The following is a 16,712-nucleotide window of genomic DNA, read 5'->3' on the forward strand; positions in this document are numbered from 1 at the left end:
AATTTAAATTTTTAGACTTCCTATTCCTCCATCTATCCCTATTACTTGTCCCGTTATCCAATTTCCAGATTCCGAGAGTAAAAATACAACCATTTTTGCAATTTCTTCGGCATTTCCTATTTTCTGAAGCGGATGTCGTTTGGCAGAAGCTTCTCTGCGCTCTTCCGAAGAAAGTAATTGTGCAGCCAATTTGGTGTCTGTTAGTGAGGGAGCGATGGCATTTACTCTTATTTTTTGTGCAGCTAATTCTGCCGCCAAACTTTTGGTTAAACCTTCAATAGCCGCTTTAGAAGAAGCTATGGAAGCGTGAAAAGGCATTCCTGTTTTGGCAGCAACAGAACTAAAAAGTACCACACTTGCACTTTCTGATTTTTTCAGATTCGGCAATAATTTTTGGATGATTTTTACCGCTCCTAAAACATTGATTTCAAAATCATCTCTGAAATCGTTTTCAGACAGTCTGTTGAAAGGCTTAAGATTGATGCTTCCAGGCGCATAAACCAAACCATCGATAACATCAGGAAACGGAATGTCTTCCAAAGAATCATTCAAAATATTTTTTTCAAAAAATTGAATATTCATTTGTTCCATTTCAGGAGTTTTGGTCTTAGAAATTCCCAAAACGTGATGGGAATGTTGAAGTTCTTTTGCGGTTGCTAATCCAATGCCGCTTCCGCAACCGATGATGACAATGTTTTTCATATTATTATTTGTTTTTTTTCACGGATTTTTCTTATTTCTCACGGATTATTTTATTTCTCACAGATTTCACAGATAACACAGATCCCGAATCTCGAATCTCAAATCTCAAATCTCGAATCCCGTATCTCGCTCATCTTTTCGAAATTTTATTATGACTAATAGTTCTTTGTCTGCTGCATTTAAACCTTTCTATCTCTGGATTTCTTTTCATTAAATGTTTTTGACTGACCCCAGAATTTACCCGCTTTCGCCAAAGGTTGAAGGAACTTCTTTTGAGTTCGGTGCGCATTAATTTGATGACTTCACTTTCGGGCAGCCCAAACTGAAATTCGATAGCTTCAAAAGGCGTTCGGTCTTCCCAAGCCATTTCTAAAATTCGGTCGATATCTTTGAGTTCTAATTCTTTCATTGTTGAAACGTTTTTTTTAGAAAATTTTCGGCTGTTTTTTTATGATTTTCTTTTTGTGTGTCGTTCATTTTGTTCCAATTGTTCAGCATCATTCCTAATCTTGGATTTTTCTTAAAAAAAATTTCGTTTTCATCAATAAAATTCCAAAAAAGAGCGTCCCAAGTTTTGGTCCATTCGCCGGAAGCATAATCGCTCATTTTCAATACATAATTGCTTCCGCTGATGTACGGTTTTGTACTCATCATTCCGCCATCAGCAAAAAGGCTCATTCCGTAAACATTCGGAACCATCACCCAATCATACGCATCAATAAATAGTTCCATAAACCACCGATAAATTTGGTGAGGATGTATTTTGCACAGATTCATGAAATTGGCAAGCAACATCAGTCGTTCGATATGATGCGCATAACCCGTTTTTAGAATTTTTTTAATGGTTTTGTCTATCGGCGCAATTCCTGTTTCGCCAGTGTAGAACGATTTCGGAAGCGGATTTTGGTGTTTCCAAAAATTTTGATTTCGTTGGAAAACTCCTTTATAAAGATAAATTCCACGGATAAATTCTCGCCAACCCAAAATTTGCCTTACGAAACCTTCCAAAGAATTCATCGGAATAGTATTTTCAGAAGCGAAACCGATGGCTTTCTGAATAATGTATTTTGGCGTTAAAAAACCAATGTTGATGAGGGGCGACAAGATACTGTGATGCAAAAAATGCTCGTCTTTTACGATGCTGTCTTCATACGTTCCGAATTCTAAAAAACGATTTTGTAGAAAATCATCCAAACTATTTTCGGCTTCTTTAAAAGAAGTTGGGTATAGTGGTTGATCGCCAATTTTTCCGGGGTTTTCAGGAAAATAAGTTGCTACATATTTTTTTGCTTCTTCATAGTACTCATTATTTTCTGGGAAATGAATAAAAGGTGCGGTTTTATTTTTAGGATATTTTTTTCGGTTTTCGGTATCGAAAGTCCATTTTCCGCCAACTGGTTTCCCGTTTTCTACCAACAGTGTTCTGAAAATTCGTTGGTGTTTATAAAAATCGGTTTGGTGGTACTGTTCTTTACCTTCAAAATACATTTTTAGATCTTCTTTCGTATTGATAAAAGATTGATTTTCTATTGTTTCTATATTGAGAGTGGTTTTTGAAATTCTTTTTTCTAACCAATCATCGCAAACATCTATTATTTTAATGGTATCAAAACCGTCGTTTTCTAGTTTTTTGATGAGTTTTCTACACTCCGAAAATTCGGTATGTGCATCAATATAATGAACATTGAATCCTTTTTGGGTTAAAAAATCTTCATAAAATTTCATCGTTGCTCTGTGAAAAGCGAGTTTCTTCTGATGAAATTGATATTGCTTGAAAAACAAAAACTCTTCCACCAAAAACACAGGAATTTCCTTTTCAAGAGGAGAAATGTCTTGAAACAATTGATTTGGAAAGATGAGCTGTGCTTTTTTCATTTTTTATTATTTAAACCGCTTTATAATTTTACAGAGGTCACAAGATAATTTCATATATGCAAATTCTAAATTTAAAATGTTTTTTTTTACTATCGCAGATTGGGCTGATTCAGCAGATGAATAGATGCTGAATATCTGCAAAATCTGCTTAATCAGCGAGAGATTAAAGTTTTTTCGATATGTGCTTATCTTTTGACCTCTATAATTTTATTTTCCCGCAGATTTTTCATTTTATTTAGGATTCCATAATTTTCTAAAATTTCCTTCTTTATCATACATTTCGGCTTGTTTTTCCGGATTGAAAGTTCTATTTCTAGGGTCATTTCCTACACCGGAAACATACATCCAATTGCCGTAATTGCTGTGTACATCGTAATCAATGAGCATTTCTTCAAAATACGCTGCACCAATTCGCCAATCTTGTTTTAGGGTTTTACAGAAATACGAAGCCACGTTTTGCCTGCCTCTGTTGCTCATAAAACCAGTATTTTTCAGTTCTATCATATTGGCGTTCACGAAATCCGAGTTTGTTTTTCCATTAATCCATGCATTGATGGCGTTTTTATTATTTTTCTGATGGTTTTCAAACTTATTGTTGATGCCGTTTTTCTTAAAAATTTCGTTGCCGTGTTTTAGTGAAATGTATTTGAAATAATCTCTCCAAAGCAATTCAAAAAACAGCCAATACGTAGATTCATTAGCTCCAAATTCGGTTTCAAATTTTTTGATTTGATGATAAATAGAAACTGCGGAAATACTTCCATTTGTGAGCCAAGCAGAGAATTTTGTGCTATAATCAGAACCAATCAATCCGTTTCTGGTTTCTTTATAATTTTTTAAAAATTTCTGCTCGAAAAAATAATCTTTTAATCTTTTCCAAGCTGTTGTTTCTCCACCATCAAAAGGAAATGCCGAATTTGAGTGACTTTTAAACGCTTCAAAGCCTAAAGACTTTAAACTAAGTACATCAGATTTTAGGTTTTCAAAGAGTTTTTTATGAAGAGTTGTGTTTTTAAACGTTTCAAATTCGGCTCTTATTTCCAATTGACTTTCTATTTTCTTCCTAAAATGGGTAAATATTTCTGGTATCTTGTCAAATTTTTCCTTTACCAAAGTTGGTTCTATTAAAAACTGCCCAAAAGAGTAATTCAATTGAGAAGTTGGGAGTAGTTTCGCTACTTTTTTTTCTGCTATTTCTTCTTCAGAGGTCCATTCTTTTTGTAGAAAAATCTTTTCAATATTAAATTTCTCTGCAATTTCTCTAAAAACAGTTTCCGTTTTATTGACTTTGATAAAAAATGGAATTCCGAGATTTTCTAAATTATATTTTAGGTTTTCAAGAGATTCTACTATAAACTTCGCTCGATATTTCCCTATTTTTTTGAAACCAAATTGCTCTTTTTTCAAAAAATCGACATCCAAAACATATACCGCAAGAAAAGGCAATTCTTCTCTTGAAACTTTGTATAAACTCGGATTGTCTGTAGTTCTTAAGTCGTTTCTGAACCAGACGATATTGATTTTTTGTTTTTCCTGCATTTTTCGCTGCAATATTTTACTTCATTCCAATTTTTTGCCCATTTTTTTCTCCAATTGAAGGGTAAACCACAAACCATACATTTTTTGGAAGGCAAATTTTTGGGCATTTTATTTTATGTAATTTTTAAATCGGTTGATTTCTATGTTTTTCGCTCGTAAATCGTGCATCATATTATACAAACCAAAAAAAGTACGATTCAGATAAATAAAATGGCGCGAACCGCGATTGGTATTCATCGTTTTCAGTTCATTTAGTTTCGCGTATTTTTGTCCGATATCTGCAATTTTTTGGAAGAAATGTTCATCAGAAAAATCAAAATATTCTGTATTAAAAGGTTGGGTAAATAATTCCAACATTTCGTGGAATAATGTACTGAAAAACTGTTTTTCTTCCGCTGAATCTTCGGTTCTGAGGATTTCTAATTCGTATAGTTTTTGATTGAAAAAATCGGGATTTTGAAGATTTTCTTTTTTTGCCAATTCGAAATAAGGCTCGTAAAAATCCATCGGAATTTCTTTGATGCAGCCAAAATCTATCACCATTAATTCTTTTGCTTTAGAAACTAAAAAATTTCCCGGATGCGGATCGGCATGAACTTGTTTCAGAATGTGCATTTGGTACATATAAAAATCCCAAAGTGTTTGTCCGATTTGGTTGAGATCAGATTGGGAATGTTTTTCTTTGATGAATTCTGAAAAATGTTTTCCGTGCATCCAATCCATCGTGATGATTTTTTCGCTGGAAAATTCAGGATAATAATGCGGAAACTTTAGGTTTGGAATATGCACACAATTATTGGCGATATTTTGGCTTCTTTCCAATTCCAAAATATAATTGGTTTCTTCGTACAATTTATCTTCCACTTCTTTGAAATACGCTTCAGAACCTTCTTTTCTGATGTTGAACATTTTCATCGCAATGGGTTTTACCAATTTCAAATCACTAGAAATACTTTCTTGTACACCTGGATATTGGATTTTTACGGCAAATTCTTTATCCGCAATTTTTGCTTTATGAACCTGACCAATACTAGCTGCATTCACCGATTCTGGGGAAAATTCCTCAAAAATGTCTTCAGGATTTTTTCCGAAATATTTTCTAAATGTTTTTCTTACCAAAGCACCCGAAAGCGGCGGAACAGAAAACTGCGAAAGCGAGAATTTTTCTACATATTGAGCAGGCATAATGTTTTTTTCCATACTCAACATTTGGGCAACTTTCAGGGCAGAACCTTTCAGTTCCTTTAGGCTGTCATAGATGTCAGATGCGTTGTCTTCGTGCAGGATTTTTTTAGCTTCGTCTTCATCTTTGGTGATTTTGTTTCCGTAATATTTCAGATAATTTACGCCCACTTTAGCGCCGGCTTTCAATAAATTGGAAGCACGTTCTATTTTACCAGTTGGGATTTTGTCAAGCGTTTTCATTAGACTTTAAATTTTTCTTTCCAAAGGAATTTTCCTAAATCCATTACTTTTTTTAAGGGTTCGTTGTTGATGAATTCAAAACCTGTATCTATGGTCTTTTCGATGTACAAATCTGTTTTTTCGAAAGATGGTGATTGGTCTTTTTTCCAAAATTCAATAATAGAAATGAAATGCAACCAAAGGGCTTCTTCTCGCGTTTTTTCATTGAAATTTTTGATGGACTCTTTTGCTTTTTCTAAAATTTCTAAATTTTCAAAAGTCAATTGTTTGGTAAATTCTAAGAAACTTTTTCTCAATTCTTGCAGAATAACCCATTCTTTTCTTTTGGTTTCCCCTAAAATCATCAGAACTAATGAACGATTCATGGTGAGATTTTCAAAAAATGTGAAGTGTAAATTCAAAAGTTTTTCTTTAGAATTCATCTCGTTCCAATGTTCTGTTTGCTCACATAATTCAAGAGATTTAATAAAGAAATGATTGAGTATTTCTTTTTCAATTTGTTCAAAACCAGTAAAATACTGATAAAAAATTTCTTCCTCAAAATTATTTTCCTTAGCAAAGAGATAAATGTTTTTGGGTCTTTCTCCATTACTTAATATATAATCACCGTAAAGCGACAATAGTTTTTCTTTGTTAATGTTCTTGTTTTTCATCATAGAATTTATTTATGACAAAAATAGTAAAATAATTTACTTTGTAATAAAATAAAGTATAAATTTGTACTATCGTAACGATTTAAAATTTAATATAATGTTGAAACTACAAGCACAAACCACATTGCCTACAGATTTTGGAAACTTCAAACTCTTGGCATTTTCTGAAAAAGAAGAAGATTGGATGCCACATCTGGCACTAATAGCAGAAGGTACAGAATTAGATACGGTTACCAATATTCGTATTCATTCTGAGTGTATCACAGGTGAGATTTTTCACTCTAGAAAATGTGAATGCGGACAGCAATTAGATGCTGCGATGAAATATATTAGCGAAAACGGTGGAATTATTTTGTATCTTCGTCAAGAAGGTAGAAATATTGGTATCATCAATAAGATAAAAGCATACCAATTACAAGAAAAAGGGTTTGATACCGTAGAAGCTAATCTGAAGTTGGGTTTACCAGCAGATGACAGAGACTTCAGTCCAGCAGTAGAGATTTTAGATATTTTGGGCGTTGATAAGATTAATCTTTTGACCAATAATCCAGAGAAAATGAGTTCTATAGAGAATAGCCATATTCATTTGAACAGAAGAATTCCTCTGAATATTAAGGCCAATGAAACCAATTACTCTTATTTGGCTACTAAAAAATCCTACTTCGGACATCTTTTTGAAACATCATTGACATAATTTTTAAAAAAAGCAATAAGTGAAAAGTGTAATTATCATTGGTTCAGGATTTTCTTCATTGGCATCAGCTTGTTATATGGCAAAAGCTGGTTTTTCTGTAACAGTATTAGAAAAAAATGAACAAGTTGGCGGAAGAGCTTCTATGCTAGAAATGCAAGGTTTTAAATTTGATATGGGACCAAGTTGGTATTGGATGCCCGACATTTTTGAGAGATTTTTTTCAGATTTTGGCAAAAATGTTTCAGATTATTATCAATTAGAAAAACTTTCTCCAGGTTACAGAGTTTATTTTGGCAAAGATGATTACATTGATATCGCAGATGAACCCGAAAAAATTATTGAGACTTTCGAAAAGATAGAACCCGGAAGTGGTAAACATCTAAGGAAGTTTATGGAAGAATCTCGTAAAAATTATGAGATTGCCATGCAAGATTTGGTTTACAACCCAGGGAAATCTTTAATAGAACTCATGAGCTTAGAAACAGCCAAAAGACTCAATCTTTTTGTACAAAATATTTCTCAAACGGTTAGAAAAAACATCAAAAATCCAAAGTTGCAGAGTATTCTAGAATTTCCGGTTTTGTTTTTGGGCGCTAAACCTAACAATACCCCTGCATTTTACAATTTTATGAACCATGCAGATTTTGGGCTAGGAACTTGGTATCCTAAAGGAGGTTTCAATGCAGTGGCACTTGGGATGGCAAAATTAGCAGAGGAATTAGGCGTTAAATTTTTAGTAAATGAAGAAGTCTTAAAAATAGAAAATAATGGTGATGAGGTAAGCAGTGTAATTACAAAAAATGGTATTTACACAGCAGATGTACTGATTTCTGGAGCTGATTATGCACATACAGAAAAACTGCTAAACCCTAACCTTAAAAATTATTCAGACGAATACTGGCAAAAAAAAGTTTTTGCGCCTTCTTCATTTTTATACTATGTTGCATTTGATCAAAAAGTAGAAAAATTATTACATCATAATTTGTTTTTTGATACTGATTTTGAGCAGCATGCAATAGAGATTTATGACGAGCCTCAATTACCCAAAAAGCCATTATTTTATGCTAACTTTTCATCGATTACAGACCCAGATTTAGCACCAGAAGGTAAAGAAGTTGGTTTCTTCTTGATACCAGTGGCAGTAGATTTAGAAGATAATCAAGATGTACATGATAGATATTTTGAATTAATAATGGATAGGATACAAAAAAATACTGATGTAGATTTGCGTAAACACGTATTGTTTAAAAAATCTTTCGGAGTAAGAGATTTCAAAGAAAGATACCATTCGTGCAGAGGAAATGCTTACGGTTTAGCCAATACATTATTGCAAACATCGATTCTAAGACCACAAATTGATAATAAAAAGATAAAAAATTTATTTTATACAGGACAGTTAACCGTTCCCGGACCAGGAGTTCCTCCAGCATTGATTTCTGGGAAAGTGGTAACAGATTATATTTTGAAAAATCAACAGAAAATTTTGAAACAAAATTAAAAATCTTGTGAAATTTTAAAAATTAATAACATTCAATTTAAGCTACACCAAAAAAATATGATACAGAATTTACATAATCAAGTAAGCAACGATTGCAGTAAGCTGGTAACCAAGTCTTACAGCTCGTCTTTTTCTAGAGCGATTTTGTTATTTCCTCCAGAAATTAGAGAAGCAATTTATAACATTTATGGTTTCGTGCGTTTTGCAGACGAAATTGTAGATACCTTTCATGATTATCCCAAAAAGGATTTATTAGACGATTTTATGCGTCAATACTTTGATGCCAAAGAAAAAGGAATTTCCTTAAATCCTATCTTGCATTCTTTCGTGCAAACCATCAAAAAATATGACATAGACCAAGAATTGGTAGATGCTTTCATCTCTTCTATGTACAAGGATTTGGGTGACATCAAATATGAAAACAAAGAAGATTATGATGCCTACATTTATGGCAGTGCAGAAGTAGTAGGACTAATGTGCCTAAAGGTTTTTGTAGATGGAAACCAAGAAGACTATCAAAAACTAGAACCTTATGCCAAAAGATTAGGCGCTGCTTTTCAAAAAATCAATTTTTTGAGAGATATCAGAGCAGATTTCTACGTCTTGAATAGAACCTATTTCCCGAAAGTTAATTTTTTACACTTCAGCGAAGAAGATAAAAAGGCCATAGAAGATGATATCGCAGAAGATTTCAGAGAAGCTTTAATTGGAATCAAAATGTTACCTATGAAAAGCAGATTGGCCGTGTTTATGGCGTATAAATACTACACCAACTTGTTTAAGAAAATCAAAAAATGCAGAGCAGAAGTGCTAATGACCAAAAGAATCAGAGTTTCTAATGCCAGAAAAGTTTATCTTCTAATGGAAATGATTTTAAGTAAAAATCTTAACTTAGTGAGATAAAATCTAAACCCAATGAAAAAGTTTTTTTTATTTGTTTTTTTAATGACTTCTTTATTCAGTTTTTCTCAGAATTTGTCTGAGTTTCGAGCGATGATGCAAAAAGGAGAAAGTTCCGAAACTGTAGCAAAATCTCTTTTAGAAAAATCTAAAGCGGAATACGAGAAAACCAAACTTCCTATTTATGAAGCACTGGCAGCAGTTGGTCACTTTTTTATGGCAAAACATGGTGGTAATCCTATATCTAAGTATAGCCACTTCAACAAAGGAAAAAAACTGCTCTCTGAAGCGATAAAAAAAGAACCAAAAAATCTAGAAATTAGATTTATGCGCTACATTTGCCAAGAAAAAACACCGAGTTTTTTAGGCTATAAAGACCATCTAGAAGAAGACAAAAGGTTTATTCTAAGTGAATACAAAAACACGAAAGACGAAAACTTAAAAACTTATATTAAAAACTATTTTAAACTTTAAAAAATGGAAATTTTACAATATATTGGCATTACCTTAGCTGTTTTCGTTACCATGGAAGGCGTAACTTGGCTTACGCATAAGTATATTATGCATGGTTTGGGTTGGTATTTTCACGAAGACCATCATCAACCTGGTTATCCCCATGTTTTTGAAAAAAATGACTTTTTCTTTGTTATTTTTGCTATCCCTAGCATTCTTTTGTTTTATTTCGGAACGGTAAACGGACTCAATTGGAAGTTTTTCATAGGCCTTGGAATTTTATTCTACGGCATAGCCTATTTTCTAGTACATGATGTTTTGATTCACCGAAGATTCAAATGGTTTGATAAAACCAATAATTGGTATCTACGCGGACTGAGAAAAGCTCACAAAATGCACCACAAGCATTTAGGAAAAGAAGATGGAGAATGTTTTGGGATGTTGTTTGTTCCTCTTAAATACTTCAAAGAACAATTGAAAATTGAAAATTAAATTTTTTAATCATCGTTTTGCAGTAACCAACAACTATCAACCAACAACCAATTGCAACACTATTATTACATAGCACTTAATGTTTTCAGCTTTTTAATTCCATTTCTTTTCAGTTTTGAGAAAAAATGGATGAATTTTATCCGTTTTTGGAAGCCTTTCTTTCTAGCAATCATTATCGTAGGATTATTTTTTATCATTTGGGATATTTATTTTGCTTACCAAAACGTCTGGGGATTTAATGATGATTATCTCATCGGGATCAGATGGTTTAAACTGCCTCTAGAAGAGTGGTTGTTTTTCCTCTTAATTCCCTATGCTAGCAATTTTATTCATTACTCTTTGGAATATTTTTTTCCAAAATTAGAATTATCAAAAAGTGCAACTCAAGGTATTACCATTTTTCTTTTTGTAGTGAGTTTTGGCGTATTTGTTTGGAATTTAGATAAAATATATACCGCCTCTAGTTTTGGTTTGTTTGCTTTATTAATGCTTTTTCAACTGCTTTTTCAATGGAAGTACGCCAGAAGATTTTATATGAGTTTTATCGTGATTTATATTCCTTTCTTTTTTGTGAATTCTGCATTGACCGGCAGTTATTCTCAGGAACCAGTGGTGTTTTATGATGATGCAGAAAATTTAGGAATTAGAGTAGGAACTATGCCTTTAGAAGACAGCTTTTACTGTTTTTCAATGTTGTATAGTAGTGTTTTACTCTTCGAATATTTTAGAATAAAATGGAATTATTCTAAGAACATGTCTTTAAAATTAAATGACTAAAAAATGAAAATCAACATAACCAAGCAATCGGGAATTTATACCCTTACTTCTGAACAGATTTTACCTATTTCATTAGAAAAAGCGTGGGATTTTTTTAGTAAACCCACCAATTTAGACAAAATTACGCCTCGTGAAATGGATTTTAAAATTACTAATAATCCCCCTGATAATACGTATTTAGGTCAAATCATTACTTATAAAATCGGGGTTTTACCCATGATTAAAAGCAATTGGGTAACAGAAATTACTTATTTTGAAAGCCCTCTTAAAAATGAAAATAGAAAAGGTTTTTTCGTAGACGAACAACGCTTCGGACCATATGCCATGTGGCATCACGAACACCATTTCGAAGAAACAACAGATGGAAAGGTAAAAATGATAGATATTGTCAATTTTAAATTACCAATGGGCATTTTGGGAGATTTTATGGCGGGTAAGTTTGTGAAAAATAAAGTGAAATTTATTTTCGAAAGCAGATACAAAATATTAGAGCAAATATTAAAGACATGAAAATATTTCTTACAGGAGCTACTGGTTACATCGGAAAAAGACTTCTCATACAATTATTAGAAGAAGGTCATCAAGTGGTTTGTTCTGTAAGAGATAAAAAAAGATTAAGCCTAAAACTATACCATAATCATTTGGATAAAATAGAAATTATTGAGAATGATTTTTTAGACGAAAATACTTTGGCTAATATCCCAAAAGATATAGATTACGCTTATTATTTGGTGCATTCTATGTCTTCTAGTGATGGTGATTTTTTAGAAAAAGAAAAAATTTCTGCCCAAAATTTCAGAAAAGCACTAGAAAATACTTCAGTAAAACAAGTGGTTTTTCTCACGGGGATTATCAATGAAGAAAAATTGTCTAAACATCTGCAATCTAGAAAAAATGTAGAACAAGCTCTAAAAAGCAATCACTATGCTTTAACTTGTCTCAGAGCAGGAATTATCGTGGGTTCTGGTAGTGCTTCTTTCGAAATTATAAGAGATTTAGTAGAAAAATTACCCATAATGGTCGCTCCTAAATGGTTGAAAACCAAATGTCAACCCATTGCCATCCGAAACGTAATTCAGTTTTTGACAAAAGTTTTAGGCGTAGAAAAAACCTACCATCAAAATTATGATATTGCCAGTGATGACGTCTTGACTTACAAAGAAATGTTGCTGCAATATGCCGAAGTTAGAAGGCTAAAAAGATGGATCTTTACCGTTCCTGTAATGACCCCAAAACTGTCTTCTTACTGGTTGTATTTCATTACTTCTACTTCTTATTCTTTGGCGGTAAATTTAGTAGATAGTATGAAAATTGACGTGGTGGCTAAACCAAATTCTCTGGCTTCAGACTTGGGAATTCACTTATTTTCTTACAAGGAAGCCATAAAAATGGCATTTGATAAAATCAAGCAAAATGATGTTTTGAGCAGTTGGTATGATTCTTTTACCAGTCAGTTTCACAGCAGAAATGTATGGCAATATTTGGAAGTTCCAGAGAAAGGTTGTTTCACAGATTTTAGAAAAATGAAGGTAGATGATGATGATTTGGCAATGGAAAGAGTTTTCAGTATTGGTGGTAAAACAGGTTGGTATTATGCCAATTTTCTTTGGAAAATTAGAGGGTTTTTAGACAAATTAATCGGTGGGGTAGGTTTAAGGCGTGGTCGCAGAAACCAAAACGAACTAGAAGCAGGAGATTCTGTAGATTTTTGGCGCGTTTTATATGCCAATAAAGAAGAAAAAAGACTCTTGCTTTTTGCAGAAATGAAAGTTCCTGGAGAAGCTTGGTTAGAATTTTATATAAAAGATGGCGAGTTGCACCAAGAGGCTACTTTTAGACCATTGGGTTTATCAGGCAGATTGTATTGGTACTCTGTTTTGCCATTCCACGGATTAATTTTTAACGGGATGCTCAGAAAATTAGCTGGTAAATAAATTTAATTCTATAATTCGTCTTCCATCTTCCAACACAATTATTCTACCGCTACAGAATCATCTCCACGCCCGTCTGCTACAGCAGTTGCATTGCCTTTTTCGTCTATGATAATCATTTCGGTTCTACCAATACCGCCACGTTTTTCGAATTTATAATTTTTTTGTTCTAAAACTTTTAAAGTAGTCTGAGGAAAATTTTTCTCCACAAAAACCACTTCGGGCAACCATTGATGGTGGAATTTCGGAGCATTAATTACAAAATTAGGACTAAGTTTAAAATCAATTGCATTGACAATGCTTTGATAAACAGAAGTAGGAATGGTAGTTCCGCCCGGAGTACCTACAACAATAAAAGGTTTACCATTTTTTAAAACAATAGTCGGGGTCATAGAACTCAGCATTCTCTTGTTAGGGGCTATAGAATTAGCTTCTCCGCCTACCGCACCATACATATTAGGAACACCAGGTTTTACAGAGAAATCATCCATTTCGTTATTTAGGAAATAACCACCTCCTTTTACCACGACTTTGCTGCCATAAAGTCCGTTGAGCGTGGTAGTTACAGAAACGGCATTGCCATATTTGTCAATGATGGATAAATGGGTAGTTTGTTCAGATTCTTTCGGTTGATTTACGATTTTACCAACTTCGGCACTTGGGGTAGCTTTTTCGAAACTGAAATTTTTCCAACGGTTTTTGAGGTATTCATCAGAAATCAGCATTTCGGTTTGGTTAGTAATGAAGTCAGGATCGCCCATATATTCTGCACGGTCTGCATAGGCACGGCGCTCTGCTTCTACCATGATTTGCAATGCTTCTGGGGAATTGTGTTCGTATTTTTCTAAATTTTCATAGGAAGACATTTTCAGCATTTGCGCCAAAAGTGGTCCTCCACTAGAAGGAAGCGGCATAGAAATCACTTCGTGGTTTTTATAGTCGAAACTTAAAGCTTTTCTTTCTTTAGTTTTATAATTTTTAAGATCTTCTAGAGAGATAACGCCGTTTCCACGTTTCATTTCATCTACCAAAAGTTGAGCGTTTCTGCCTTCATAGAAAGCTTTTTCACCATTTTTTTGAATTAGTTTTAAAGTATTTGCCAATTCTTTCTGAACTAAAATGTCTCCCTGTTTCCATGGAGTTTCTTTGGTAAATGCGGTGTGATGAGAATTGTGTTTTAAGAAATCTTCTTTGGTGGCGTTCAGTAGATTAGCTTCTCTTTCGGTGATGGCAAATCCTTTTTCGGCCAAATCAATTGCGGGTTGTATAAGTGCTGACATAGAAAGTTTTCCATATTTTTGATGGGTAAGATACATCCCCGAAACAGAACCGGGAACCCCAACTGCTAGCCTTCCGTTTTGTGATAAATCGGTGTTGGCGTTTCCATTTTTATCCAAATACATATCTTTTGATGCCTTTTGAGGAGCCTTTTCCCTATAATCCAAAGCAATTTTTTCTCCTTTTTGGGTGTAACCAATCAAAAAACCACCTCCACCGATGTTACCAGCCTGAGGATAAACCACAGCTAAGGCAAATTGTGTGGCAATAGCCGCATCAAAAGCATTTCCTCCCATTTTTAGAATTTTTGCCCCCACTTCACTGGCTAGTGGATGGGCAGAAACCACCATTCCCTTGTCTCTAGAATGAATTTCTTTTACAATATTAATGTTGGTATATTGCGCAGAGATAGAGTGTGTTAAAATAACAAGGAAGAAAAAATATTTTTTCATTGATTTTTTTTTCAAAAATAAACTAAATTATTTTGATTGATAAAAAAAATGAAATGCTTTTGCAGAATGTTTCATTTTAATCATGGTGAATTTGTAAAGCAGATGATAAATATTTATTAAATAGAATTTTGATGGTATTTCAAAATTTTTAAATTTGTAAAATATCAAAAAGTAAAAATGGAAACTACCACAGAAAAAATTTTAGTAACTGGAGCTTTAGGCCAAATCGGTACAGAACTCACCTCAAAATTAGTAGAAATCCACGGCAAAGAAAATGTGATTGCATCGGGAATCGAAAAATGGAGAGAAGGTAATACAGCAGCAGGTTGGTACGAAAGAATAGATGTAACCAATTATAAATTGCTAGAAGATTTCATAAAAGAACAAAAAATTACTACCGTATATCATTTGGCTTCTTTGCTCTCTGGAACTTCAGAAAAGCAACCTCTTTTTGCTTGGAAACTTAATTTAGAACCATTACTTCATCTTTGTGAATTGGCAAAAGATGGCTACCTTAAAAAGATATTTTGGCCAAGTTCTATCGCTGTTTTCGGGAAAGGAATTCCTAAAAATGATGTAGAACAAGACGTGGTGCTCAATCCAACTACTGTTTACGGGATTTCTAAATTGGCAGGAGAGAAGTGGTGCGAATATTATTTTGATAAATATGGTGTAGATGTTAGAAGTATTCGTTATCCTGGCTTAATCTCTTGGAAAGCTCCTGCAGGTGGTGGAACTACAGATTACGCCGTAGAGATTTTCTACGAAGCGGTTGAAAAAGGAAAGTACAAGAGCTTTATTGCAGAAAACACTGCAATGCCTATGTTGTACATGGACGATGCCATCTCTGCCACAATTAAACTGATGGAAGCTGATAAAGATGCTCTTACCGTAAGAAGTTCTTATAATCTAGGCGGAATGAGTTTTACACCAGCTGAATTAGCAGCAGAAATTAAGAAGGAAATGCCGGATTTTGAGATTTCTTATGAACCAGATTTCAGACAAGCCATCGCAGATTCTTGGCCTGCAAGTATAGATGATAGCAGAGCAAAAAATGATTGGGGACTAAGTTATGATTATGATATAACCACCATGACTAAAGAGATGATTAAGAATTTAAAAATAAAATTGGGCAAGTAATTGTGATTTCAAAAAAATGCTTATCTTAGGAACTCAAATTCTAATAGATTTTTTATAATAAGTTATAGAAATCTGTTAATCATATTAATTCTATCTTTTATAGACTTTGCCGTTTTTTCGGCAAAGTTTTTTATTTTTACAAAATGGTATTGTTAAGTTTTAACATAATTGCTCCAGAAATTCCTCTAAAGGATAAGCATTTGGTTTCAGAAGAAGAATTGCTGAAAATTACTTTTAATGGAACCAAAAAAATTATAGACGTGCTAGAAAAACATTTTGTTTTTTGTACTTTTTTTGTAGAGGTTTCTTTGGTTGAAAAAATGCCAGAATTGTTAAAGCTTATCATTAAAAAAGGTCACGAACTAGGAATTCTGAACCAACATTCTACTGAAGAGGAAATTCTGAAAGCTAAGTTGAAAGCAGAAGAATTTACAGGTAAATTTGTAAGCGGGATAAGACAATTTCCGCAGTTTAAACACAAATCTGATGTGGTGAAAAGAATGAAATTCAGTTACCATTCTTCAATGTATTTTTCAAATATTTTTTGGTTAGATAATAAGGGATTCGAGAAAAAAACAGTCTACGAAGAAAACGAATTGGTCATCGTGCCAGATAGTTGGTCTCCTTATTCTAAACTTCCTTATAATGATTTTACCTTTCAGATGATTCCGCTATTTTTTTATAAAAATATGATTAATAATTCTATGAAGGGAAATGATGAATATATTGTTATTTATCTCAATTCTTGGCAATTTGTAGAGCTCAATCACAGTAAATTTGGACTTCCATTGTATAGAAAATACAATCTTGGAAGACAAATGGAAGAAAAACTCGGTCGGTTTTTATTGTTTTTAGAAGAAAGTGAATGGGCCGTGAATAGAATGAAGGATTTCTTTTTCTAAC

At 33.3% G+C, this 16,712-nt stretch carries 18 protein-coding genes; 10 read left to right on the forward strand and 8 right to left on the reverse strand.

Annotated elements, in window-relative coordinates:
* Nucleotides 1–3 precede the first annotated feature (3 nt).
* The 7 genes from IEW40_RS00245 to IEW40_RS00275 form a co-directional block, all read right to left on the reverse strand.
* Entirely contained in the window at nucleotides 4–702 is a 699-nt protein-coding gene (locus IEW40_RS00245; RefSeq protein WP_188616068.1) for an SDR family NAD(P)-dependent oxidoreductase, read from the reverse strand.
* 130 nt (nucleotides 703–832) lie between these two features.
* Complete coding sequence (locus IEW40_RS00250) at nucleotides 833–1,111, reverse strand: TIGR03643 family protein (RefSeq protein WP_188616069.1); 279 nt, start codon at nucleotides 1,109–1,111, stop codon at nucleotides 833–835.
* Complete coding sequence (locus tag IEW40_RS00255; RefSeq protein ID WP_188616070.1) at nucleotides 1,108–2,577, reverse strand: cryptochrome/photolyase family protein; 1,470 nt, start codon at nucleotides 2,575–2,577, stop codon at nucleotides 1,108–1,110. Before IEW40_RS00255 ends, IEW40_RS00250 begins: the two co-directional genes overlap by 4 nt.
* Before the next feature lie 231 nt (nucleotides 2,578–2,808).
* Nucleotides 2,809–4,116 (reverse strand): DASH family cryptochrome, encoded by a 1,308-nt coding sequence (locus IEW40_RS00260; protein ID WP_188616071.1) that lies wholly within the window; start codon nucleotides 4,114–4,116, stop codon nucleotides 2,809–2,811.
* Nucleotides 4,068–4,223, reverse strand: a complete 156-nt coding sequence (locus tag IEW40_RS00265; RefSeq protein WP_188616072.1) for a DUF2256 domain-containing protein — start codon at nucleotides 4,221–4,223, stop codon at nucleotides 4,068–4,070. The genes IEW40_RS00260 and IEW40_RS00265 overlap by 49 nt, the downstream gene beginning before the upstream one ends.
* Nucleotide 4,224: 1 nt before the next feature.
* The gene (locus IEW40_RS00270) at nucleotides 4,225–5,541 is read right to left on the reverse strand and encodes an ABC1 kinase family protein (RefSeq protein ID WP_188616073.1); all 1,317 of its coding nucleotides are present in this window, start codon (nucleotides 5,539–5,541) and stop codon (nucleotides 4,225–4,227) included.
* A complete protein-coding gene (locus IEW40_RS00275) occupies nucleotides 5,541–6,197 on the reverse strand; it encodes a TetR/AcrR family transcriptional regulator (protein ID WP_188616074.1) in 657 nt (218 codons plus the stop codon). The genes IEW40_RS00270 and IEW40_RS00275 overlap by 1 nt, the downstream gene beginning before the upstream one ends.
* A 94-nt stretch (nucleotides 6,198–6,291) precedes the next feature.
* Here IEW40_RS00275 and ribA point away from each other — a divergent pair, with 94 nt between their 5' ends.
* Genes ribA through IEW40_RS00315 form a run of 8 tightly spaced genes read left to right on the forward strand, consistent with a single transcriptional unit; the run spans nucleotide 6,292 to nucleotide 12,942 of the window.
* A complete protein-coding gene (ribA, locus tag IEW40_RS00280; RefSeq protein WP_188616075.1) occupies nucleotides 6,292–6,888 on the forward strand; it encodes a GTP cyclohydrolase II in 597 nt (198 codons plus the stop codon).
* Between the two features lie 19 nt (nucleotides 6,889–6,907).
* A complete protein-coding gene (gene crtID, locus IEW40_RS00285; RefSeq protein ID WP_188616076.1) occupies nucleotides 6,908–8,386 on the forward strand; it encodes a bifunctional phytoene desaturase/3,4-desaturase in 1,479 nt (492 codons plus the stop codon).
* Between the two features lie 60 nt (nucleotides 8,387–8,446).
* On the forward strand, nucleotides 8,447–9,289 hold the full coding sequence (locus IEW40_RS00290) for a phytoene/squalene synthase family protein (protein ID WP_188616779.1): 843 nt from the start codon (nucleotides 8,447–8,449) through the stop codon (nucleotides 9,287–9,289).
* 12 nt (nucleotides 9,290–9,301) lie between these two features.
* On the forward strand, nucleotides 9,302–9,760 hold the full coding sequence (locus IEW40_RS00295; RefSeq protein WP_188616077.1) for a hypothetical protein: 459 nt from the start codon (nucleotides 9,302–9,304) through the stop codon (nucleotides 9,758–9,760).
* A gap of 3 nt (nucleotides 9,761–9,763) precedes the next feature.
* Nucleotides 9,764–10,231 carry a sterol desaturase family protein gene (locus IEW40_RS00300; RefSeq protein ID WP_188616078.1) on the forward strand — a complete coding sequence of 156 codons (468 nt, stop codon included), beginning with the start codon at nucleotides 9,764–9,766 and terminating at the stop codon, nucleotides 10,229–10,231.
* Between the two features lie 51 nt (nucleotides 10,232–10,282).
* Complete coding sequence (locus tag IEW40_RS00305; RefSeq protein ID WP_188616079.1) at nucleotides 10,283–11,008, forward strand: lycopene cyclase domain-containing protein; 726 nt, start codon at nucleotides 10,283–10,285, stop codon at nucleotides 11,006–11,008.
* Between the two features lie 3 nt (nucleotides 11,009–11,011).
* A complete protein-coding gene (locus tag IEW40_RS00310) occupies nucleotides 11,012–11,518 on the forward strand; it encodes an SRPBCC family protein (protein WP_188616080.1) in 507 nt (168 codons plus the stop codon).
* Nucleotides 11,515–12,942 carry an SDR family oxidoreductase gene (locus IEW40_RS00315; RefSeq protein ID WP_188616081.1) on the forward strand — a complete coding sequence of 476 codons (1,428 nt, stop codon included), beginning with the start codon at nucleotides 11,515–11,517 and terminating at the stop codon, nucleotides 12,940–12,942. Before IEW40_RS00310 ends, IEW40_RS00315 begins: the two co-directional genes overlap by 4 nt.
* A 38-nt stretch (nucleotides 12,943–12,980) precedes the next feature.
* Here the strand turns inward: IEW40_RS00315 and ggt are convergent, their stop codons facing one another.
* Nucleotides 12,981–14,669 carry a gamma-glutamyltransferase gene (gene ggt / locus IEW40_RS00320; protein ID WP_188616082.1) on the reverse strand — a complete coding sequence of 563 codons (1,689 nt, stop codon included), beginning with the start codon at nucleotides 14,667–14,669 and terminating at the stop codon, nucleotides 12,981–12,983.
* Nucleotides 14,670–14,846: 177 nt separating this feature from the next.
* Here ggt and IEW40_RS00325 point away from each other — a divergent pair, with 177 nt between their 5' ends.
* Both IEW40_RS00325 and IEW40_RS00330 read left to right on the forward strand, forming a co-directional pair.
* Nucleotides 14,847–15,809, forward strand: a complete 963-nt coding sequence (locus IEW40_RS00325; RefSeq protein ID WP_188616083.1) for an NAD-dependent epimerase/dehydratase family protein — start codon at nucleotides 14,847–14,849, stop codon at nucleotides 15,807–15,809.
* 143 nt (nucleotides 15,810–15,952) lie between these two features.
* Entirely contained in the window at nucleotides 15,953–16,711 is a 759-nt protein-coding gene (locus tag IEW40_RS00330) for a polysaccharide deacetylase family protein (protein ID WP_188616084.1), read from the forward strand.
* Nucleotide 16,712 lies beyond the last annotated feature (1 nt).

The organism is Cloacibacterium rupense (assembly GCF_014645495.1).
Lineage (GTDB): Bacteria > Bacteroidota > Bacteroidia > Flavobacteriales > Weeksellaceae > Cloacibacterium > Cloacibacterium rupense.

Excerpts from the sequence above, each read along its gene's own strand:
- IEW40_RS00275 (WP_188616074.1), bottom strand. The coding sequence starts at position 6,197 with ATGATGAAAAACAAGAACATTAACAAAGAAAAACTATTGTCGCTTTAC.
- IEW40_RS00245 (WP_188616068.1), bottom strand. The coding sequence starts at position 702 with ATGAAAAACATTGTCATCATCGGTTGCGGAAGCGGCATTGGATTAGCA.
- IEW40_RS00260 (WP_188616071.1), bottom strand. The coding sequence starts at position 4,116 with ATGCAGGAAAAACAAAAAATCAATATCGTCTGGTTCAGAAACGACTTA.
- IEW40_RS00300 (WP_188616078.1), top strand. The coding sequence starts at position 9,764 with ATGGAAATTTTACAATATATTGGCATTACCTTAGCTGTTTTCGTTACC.
- IEW40_RS00250 (WP_188616069.1), bottom strand. The coding sequence starts at position 1,111 with ATGAAAGAATTAGAACTCAAAGATATCGACCGAATTTTAGAAATGGCT.
- IEW40_RS00325 (WP_188616083.1), top strand. The coding sequence starts at position 14,847 with ATGGAAACTACCACAGAAAAAATTTTAGTAACTGGAGCTTTAGGCCAA.
- IEW40_RS00315 (WP_188616081.1), top strand. The coding sequence starts at position 11,515 with ATGAAAATATTTCTTACAGGAGCTACTGGTTACATCGGAAAAAGACTT.
- IEW40_RS00310 (WP_188616080.1), top strand. The coding sequence starts at position 11,012 with ATGAAAATCAACATAACCAAGCAATCGGGAATTTATACCCTTACTTCT.
- ribA (WP_188616075.1), top strand. The coding sequence starts at position 6,292 with ATGTTGAAACTACAAGCACAAACCACATTGCCTACAGATTTTGGAAAC.
- ggt (WP_188616082.1), bottom strand. The coding sequence starts at position 14,669 with ATGAAAAAATATTTTTTCTTCCTTGTTATTTTAACACACTCTATCTCT.
- IEW40_RS00270 (WP_188616073.1), bottom strand. The coding sequence starts at position 5,541 with ATGAAAACGCTTGACAAAATCCCAACTGGTAAAATAGAACGTGCTTCC.
- IEW40_RS00330 (WP_188616084.1), top strand. The coding sequence starts at position 15,953 with ATGGTATTGTTAAGTTTTAACATAATTGCTCCAGAAATTCCTCTAAAG.
- IEW40_RS00255 (WP_188616070.1), bottom strand. The coding sequence starts at position 2,577 with ATGAAAAAAGCACAGCTCATCTTTCCAAATCAATTGTTTCAAGACATT.
- IEW40_RS00295 (WP_188616077.1), top strand. The coding sequence starts at position 9,302 with ATGAAAAAGTTTTTTTTATTTGTTTTTTTAATGACTTCTTTATTCAGT.
- IEW40_RS00265 (WP_188616072.1), bottom strand. The coding sequence starts at position 4,223 with ATGCCCAAAAATTTGCCTTCCAAAAAATGTATGGTTTGTGGTTTACCC.